The organism is Methylobacterium sp. WL119 (assembly GCF_008039875.1).
GTDB lineage: Bacteria > Pseudomonadota > Alphaproteobacteria > Rhizobiales > Beijerinckiaceae > Methylobacterium.
This window is the reverse complement of sequence record NZ_VRUU01000024.1, coordinates 46,595-53,454: the sequence shown is the minus strand read 5'-3', so window position 1 is coordinate 53,454 and position 6,860 is coordinate 46,595. Positions and strand designations below refer to the sequence as shown.

Below are 6,860 nucleotides of genomic sequence, written 5' to 3'. Positions count from 1 at the left end.
CCCGCGCCCCGCCGGCCGGGGTCGCCTGCGGCTCGCCCGGCTCGGCTTCGCGCGACGCCGGCTCACGCGGCAGCAGGACGGCGACGGCGATCGCGACCGCGGCACCGAGGCCGGCGACGATCCACAGCACGGCGCGCCATTCGGTGCGGATGAGGAGGAAGCCGACGAGGGGCGGCAGCGCCGCCTTCCCGAGGTCGCCGGTGAAGTTGTAGGTGCCGAGCGGCCCGCGCGCGGCCTTTCCATACGCCCGGGCGATCACCGCCGAGGCGAGCGGATGCTGCGTGCTGCTGCCGGCCCCCGAGAGGGCGAGGGCGAGGCACAGGGTGACGAGGCCGCCCGACGCGCCGGCGAGAGCGTAGCCGGCCGCGCCGAGCAGCGTCCCGAGCACCAGCACGGTGCGCAGGCCGAGCCGGCGGGCGACGGCGGTGGCCGGCATCTGCAGCCCGGCCAGCGCGCCGACGTAGAGCGAGCGCAGCACGGCCAGCGCGACGTAGCCGAGGCCGAACTCCGCCTGCCACACCGGCAGCAGCACGTAGATCAGGTCGGTGTAGCCGTCGTGGAGCGCGTGGTTCAGGCCGACCACCGCGAGCGAGCGCCCCGCCTCCGCGACCTGAGCCGGCTCGGATGGGGCGGCGAGGTTCGGTGGGCGCGCGGAGCGGCTGTCCGTGTTGCTGGCCGTGTTCATGGCCGGCAGGATGCCGTCCTCGCCGCCGGCTGACAAACGCCTTATGTTGACGTGCGTGTGAGGAAAGCTGACGCGCATGCATCGCCGACTGCCGCCGCTTAATGCGCTCAAGGCGTTCGAGGCCGCCGGCCGGCACCAGAGCTTCACGCTGGCCGCGGCGGAACTCGGCGTGACGCACGGTGCCGTGAGCCGACACGTCCAGGCGCTCGAGGCCTGGCTCGGGACGCCGCTGTTCGAGCGCCACAACCGTCGCGTCGTCCTGACGGAAGCCGGGCGGGGCTACCTCGCCGAGATCGGGGCCGCCCTCGACCGCGTCGCGCTCGCGACCGCGCGGCAGATGGAGCGGGGGCAGGCGCGCGTGCTGCACGTGAACGCGCTCGCGACCTTCACGCTGCGCTGGCTGATCCCGCGCCTCTCGGCCTTCCAGCGCGGCAACCCGGCGATCGAGGTCCGGCTGACCACCTCGAACGTGCCGCTCGCCCACATCGTCGAGCCGTTCGACGTTGCGATCCGCGGCGGGCCGGACACGTGCCCCGGCTATGTCCGGCAGCGTTTCCTGACCGAGCGGCGCATCCCCGTCTGCAGCCCGGCGCTGCTGCAGCGCCTGCCGCTCCGCACGCCGGCGGACCTGGAGCGCCACACGCTGCTGCACGCGGCGACGCTGCCCGAGGTGTGGCCGCACTGGCTGCAGGCCGCCGGCGTGCCGGACCTCGGCCCGGCGCGCTCGGTGACGCTGGAGCACTTCTACCTCACGCTGCAAGCCGCCCTCGACGGGCTGGGCGTGGCGATGGGGCCGGAGCGGTTGATCGCCGACGACGTGGCGGCCGGCCGGCTGACGCTGCCCTTCGACGGCCCGGCGCTGCCGGCGCGCAGCTACCACGCCTACGTCCCGGAGGCCCGCGCCGAGGACCCGGCCGTGCGCGCCTTCTGCGACTGGCTTCCGAAGGCCGCCTGAGCCTCGCCGACGGAAGCCCACCGCATGCAACCGGACTGACGCTGGATACCGACGACGCGCATTAGCGGTTGCCATCCGGACGCGGCCTCGGGCATGGCGGGGCGACGACGATGAGCCGGCCTCCGGGGGCGGAGCCGGGCGGCGGGGTGGCGATGGCGATCAATCAGGAAGCAGTCGAGCGGCTCGCGGAAGCCTCCGCCCTGCGGGTGCTCGTCCAGACGGTCGCGGTGCTGGTGTTCGAGCAGAGCGGCCTGCCGCCGGACCGGGTGCGCGCGCTCGGGCGCAGCCTCAGCGCCGAGATGTCGGACATCGAGATCCCCGGCGCCGGCGGCCCCGACCTCGACGCCATCCGCCAGGCGAATGCGCAGGCGGTGGTGGCCGCCTTCGAGAGCGTCGCCGAGGCGATGCGGGACGGCGGCGCGGCGACCTCCGGCGCCTGACCGGTTCCGGACCGGCCGCGGCGCCTCCGGATCGGCGTCGGCGAGGATGCCGACGGCCACGTTGCGTGCGGTCCCGATCACGGCCGACGCCGCCGACGAAGCGGCTTCCCGCCGGCGTATCGCGACCCGGCACAGCCGGCACGATCGCCGCAGCGCGCGGCGCCGCCGGCCCTCAAGCCCCGGCCGGGTCCATCGCGCGGCGAACGAGCGCCCCCATTCAGCAGCAGCGCGCCGACGAAACATCGCGTCTCGCCGATGACGTTCCCCCGACCTGCGGAAGTGCGCGTCACGGACGATCTCGGCAGAGACAATTGCCTAGACATACTTTTTTGTATTATCTATATTTTATAAATTGAAATTCTATATCAGAATATGATGCTATTCTGAGTGCCGCATCACGAAGCTATTCAACCGATCGTCGACGATATTCGTCGGCTCCGACGATCGCGGATAAGTGATGCCTGCCATCGTCGCGGGATTCGGGCAAAACAGATAGCTCGTTTCGCATAGACAAAGGTCGATCGTTGCAACGGTAGAAAAGTCGGAAGCTACAACCGACTTACGATTGTTTCATGAGATGTGGCACGATTCAGTAACGTTCGGCATCCCCTCGCGCGGATACGCCGAGGGTCGCGGATCGAAACGTCGGGGATCTTGGATCAGCTCGATCCGTGTCCTCGAAGCGCCTCGCGACGGGGGCCGCCGCAGGTCTTTCGACGGGCGTTGCATGCAGCCGAAGAGATCGCGGCTCGGAGATCCCGATCCTCACGTCCTTCGCGGAATGATCGTCGGTGCGGTCGGGAGATAGGCCAGGGCAAGAACAGGGCACGATGAAGGGCAAGGCGAATTCGAGGTCGGGGATCTGGCGACCCAGGGGACGCATAGCCGAGTCGATCGGCTCCGCGACGAACGTCCGGGATTTCAACGATCGGGACATGGTCCCGGTGCAGTTCGAGATCGGGCGGTCGTCGGAGATCAAGATCGAGCTCGTCGGCAGCCAGAGCGATCTGCTCAGTTTCTGGGACGTGAGGTCCGTCGGTCCCTACAGCAGAAGGCCGAAATCCGCTTACGACATCGTGACCATCAACTTCACGTTGGGCGGGCATACGAATTACGTCTTCCAGGACGGTCGTGCCATGGGGGCGCCGACGACCGCGATCCTCGCCGATCATCAGGATCTGAGCGATGCGCAATCGTCGGACGGGTTCCACCTGTTCGGCTGCTCGATCTCGAAACGGGCGTTGACGACCATCAACGCGGCTCTGACCGGCGGCGAAGCGACCGGTTTCCCGCCCTTCGCCCGGGGCGCCGACATGGGGGCGCCCGGCATCAGAGCCTTGTACTGCGCGATGCGGCAGATCTATCGCCGATGTCTCGAGGTCGAGCCTTCGGGCGATCACACCCTGGCGCTGATGCAGGAGATCCTGGGGTATCAACTGCTTTCGGCCTGGCCGAGGCGGGCGGAGGCGATCGCCGACGTCCGGCGGCAGGCCCGGCCGTCGCGCCTGAGCCTCGCGAAGGACTACATTCAGACGTATCTCGCCACGCCCCTGGCGTTGAGCGACATCGCCGCGGCCGCCGGGCTGAGCGTCCGGGGGTTGCAGGACAACTTCCGCCGGTCGGTCGACCAGACGCCGTTCCAATACATCATCCAGCAGCGCCTGATGCGCGTCCACGAAGATCTCGTCGCGACTTCGAACATGAATCTCTCCGTCGGAGACATCGCAAGACGGTGGGGCTTCGTCCACATGAGCGATTTCGGACAGCGCTATCGCCGCATGTACGGGTGTGCACCGACCCAGACCCGTCGCGAGGCATCCGGTCGCCCCTGACCACCGACATCCCATCGCGGGCGAGGCGGTGATGCCGCGGTGGAACCCAGGATCACCCAATGTTCAACCAGAGGTATGGAAAGTCGAGGAAAGTATCAATTTTGCGATGCGTAGTATCATAAACGTGATCTCCTCGGCGGATCGTCATGTCGACGTCAATTCTGACAGGAGTATAAGCCGGTCTTAACTATTTATAGTCTAGGTTGTGCCTGGAATTCATCGCCTGCCTGTACGAATTCTCGCCCCGAAGGACGAGCACGCTGGGAAGCCGATGATTGGACGGGGGGACGGCATGTTGACATTTCGAAATCATCGCGCCTCGATCGCGGCGGATCTGCTGGACAAATCGCAGGCCGTGATCGAGTTCGACCCCGGCGGCAAGATCCTCACCGCCAACGCCAACTTCCTCGCGGTGATGGGATACGGCCTCGACGAGATCCAGGGGCGGCATCACAGCCTGTTCGTCCCGCCGTCATACGCGACCAGCGAGGCGTATCGGCAGTTCTGGGCGGATCTGGCGCAGGGCAAGTCGCAACAGGCCGCCTTCAGGCGCATCGCCAAGGGAGGCCGCGAGGTCTGGGTCCAGGCCTCCTACAACCCCGTGCTCGACCGCGCCGGCAAGACCGTCAGGATCGTGAAGTTCGCGACCGACGTCACCGCCCACAAGCAGGAAGCGCTGGAGCTCGAGGGTCAGATCGCCGCCCTGCACCGGTCGCAGGCCGTGATCGCCTTCGAGCCCGACGGCACGATCCTCACCGCCAACGCGAACTTCCTCGATGCCGTCGGCTACCGGCTCGACGAGGTGAAGGGCCAGCACCACAGCATGTTCGTCACCGAGGCGGATCGCGCCACGGCCGCCTACCAGGAGTTCTGGAAGGCGCTCGCCCGCGGGGAATACCAGTCCGCCGAGTACCTTCGGATCGGCAAGGGCGGACGCGAGGTCTGGATCCAGGCGACCTACAACCCCGTCACCGATGCGGAGGGGCGCACGGTCAAGGTCGTCAAGTTCGCGACCGACATCACCGAGCAGGTGCGCGAGCGGCAGCGCCGCGTCGAAGCGCAGCGGGCGATCGGCACGGATCTCGATGCGATCGGCGCGGCGACCGAGGACGTCATGCGCCAGACCTCGGAGGCCGCCACCACGGTGGCGCGCGTTTCCGGCGACATCCAGAGCGTGGCCTCGGGCGCGGAGGAGCTCTCGGCCTCGGTCGGCGAGATCAGCCAGCAGGTCAGCCACGCCGCCCAGATCGCCGGCCAGGCCGTCCACCAGACCGAGCGCACGGGCAACATCGTCGCCGGCCTGAGCAGCCAGGCCGCCCAGATCGGCGACGTCGTCGCGCTAATCCAGGGCATCGCCGCCCAGACCAACCTGCTCGCGCTGAACGCCACGATCGAGGCGGCGCGCGCCGGGGCGGCGGGCAAGGGCTTCGCCGTGGTCGCGGCCGAAGTGAAGGCGCTGGCCGAGCAGACCGGCAAGGCCACGGATCAGATCCGGGGCCAGATCGTCGCGACGCAGAACGCCACCCGCGATGCCGTCGACGCGATCGCCTCGATCCAGACCACGATCCAGACGCTCAACGACGTGTCGAACGCGATCGCGGCGGCGGTCGAGGAGCAGTCCGCGGTGACGCAGGAGATCTCGGGCAGCATGCAGACCGCCTCGCGCGGCGTGTCGGTGATCGCGTCGGGCATGGACATGATCGCCCAGGCCAGCGAGCGGGTGGATCACGCGACGCGGCAGGTCCGCGAAGCGTCGCGGGCACTGGGATGATCTCGAGCATGGATCTGCCGTTCCCGGCGCCAGACCTCGAGATGATGGGGGAGGTCTATCTGTAATCTGTCCAAGATGAGCGCGACAACGAAAATCCAACATGGACCGCCGTCATGGCCGAGCTTCTTCTGATCAGCGACGACCCGGCCCGCACGGCACGGCTGGCCCGGGACCTGCGAGACTTCGAGGGCTCGACCATCTACGACCTCTACGACGACAAGCCGTATCCGGGGCCGCCGCGACTGATCGTCAGCGACGTGAAGGCGCTGACCTCCGAGGCGCTTCAGCGCCTGCGCCAGGTGCTCGAGCGGGTTCGCGGCCAGCACGTGCCCTACGTCTGCCTGCTGCACGACGACGGCGGCCGCACGCGCGCGTACGCCGACCTCCTGGGCGCCTCCAGCCTGCTGAGCGCCGCCGCCGGCGCGGGTGCCCTGGTCGATACCCTGACGGGCCTGCTGGAGCGGGCGGCGCCGATACCGGCGGCGATGCAACGCTACGGCGAGATGGCCGAGCAGTTCCTGCGCAAGACCTTCGTGCCCGGCCGCTCGGTCACGCCGGCCGAGATCGAGGCCGGAACGAAGCTCGTGGCGAGCGCGGTGGAGGAGGTCGACATCCGCTCCTGGGTGCGCGCCGTCCGGCGCTTCGACGACGCCACCCACCGGCACTGCATGCTCGTGGCCGGGCTGTCGGCGGCCTTCGGCGGCATCCTCGGCCTGAAAGCGGCCGACCGCCATCACCTCGTCAAGGCGGCCCTGCTGCACGACGTCGGCAAGATGGAGATCGACCCCGCCATCCTGAACAAGCCGGGCAGGCTCGACGACGGGGAGATGGCCGTGATGCGCACCCACGCCGCGCTGGGATACGCCATGCTGGTGGGGCGCGGGTTCGACGACACCCTGCTCGCGGTCGTGCGCTCGCATCACGAGATGCTCGACGGCTCGGGCTATCCCGACGGGCTCGCCGGCCGCGCGATCCCGGATCTCGTCCGCCTCGTCACGATCTGCGACATCTTCGGCGCGCTGATCGAGCGCCGCCCCTATCGCGCGCCGATGCCGAACGCGAAGGCCTACGACATCCTGGTCGGGATGGGCGGACGGCTCGACACCGACCTCGTCCGCGCCTTCAGGCCGGTCGCGAACGCGTTCTGACGCCGACGCCGCGCGCGCGCTCGGCGCGC

At 68.9% G+C, this 6,860-nt stretch carries 6 protein-coding genes; 5 read left to right on the top strand and 1 reads right to left on the bottom strand.

Annotated elements, in window-relative coordinates:
- The coding region (locus tag FV227_RS11635; protein WP_147858974.1) for an MFS transporter at positions 1-685 on the bottom strand (685 nt) is incomplete at its 3' end.
- Between the two features lie 76 nt (positions 686-761).
- Between FV227_RS11635 and gcvA the strand changes: the two genes are divergently transcribed.
- From gcvA to FV227_RS11610, 5 genes are all read left to right on the top strand, one after another.
- Positions 762-1,640 (top strand): transcriptional regulator GcvA, encoded by an 879-nt coding sequence (gcvA, locus tag FV227_RS11630; protein WP_147729599.1) that lies wholly within the window; start codon positions 762-764, stop codon positions 1,638-1,640.
- Positions 1,641-1,750: 110 nt separating this feature from the next.
- Positions 1,751-2,080 (top strand): hypothetical protein, encoded by a 330-nt coding sequence (locus tag FV227_RS11625; RefSeq protein WP_147729600.1) that lies wholly within the window; start codon positions 1,751-1,753, stop codon positions 2,078-2,080.
- Between the two features lie 830 nt (positions 2,081-2,910).
- A complete protein-coding gene (locus FV227_RS11620) occupies positions 2,911-3,912 on the top strand; it encodes a helix-turn-helix domain-containing protein (protein WP_147727093.1) in 1,002 nt (333 codons plus the stop codon).
- Positions 3,913-4,204: 292 nt separating this feature from the next.
- Complete coding sequence (locus FV227_RS11615; protein ID WP_147727094.1) at positions 4,205-5,683, top strand: PAS domain-containing methyl-accepting chemotaxis protein; 1,479 nt, start codon at positions 4,205-4,207, stop codon at positions 5,681-5,683.
- Between the two features lie 113 nt (positions 5,684-5,796).
- Complete coding sequence (locus FV227_RS11610; RefSeq protein WP_147727095.1) at positions 5,797-6,831, top strand: HD domain-containing phosphohydrolase; 1,035 nt, start codon at positions 5,797-5,799, stop codon at positions 6,829-6,831.
- Positions 6,832-6,860: the final 29 nt, after the last annotated feature.

Coding starts and splice junctions, on each gene's coding strand:
- FV227_RS11625 (WP_147729600.1), top strand. CDS start 1,751: ATGAGCCGGCCTCCGGGGGCGGAGCCGGGCGGCGGGGTGGCGATGGCG.
- FV227_RS11615 (WP_147727094.1), top strand. CDS start 4,205: ATGTTGACATTTCGAAATCATCGCGCCTCGATCGCGGCGGATCTGCTG.
- gcvA (WP_147729599.1), top strand. CDS start 762: ATGCATCGCCGACTGCCGCCGCTTAATGCGCTCAAGGCGTTCGAGGCC.
- FV227_RS11610 (WP_147727095.1), top strand. CDS start 5,797: ATGGCCGAGCTTCTTCTGATCAGCGACGACCCGGCCCGCACGGCACGG.
- FV227_RS11620 (WP_147727093.1), top strand. CDS start 2,911: ATGAAGGGCAAGGCGAATTCGAGGTCGGGGATCTGGCGACCCAGGGGA.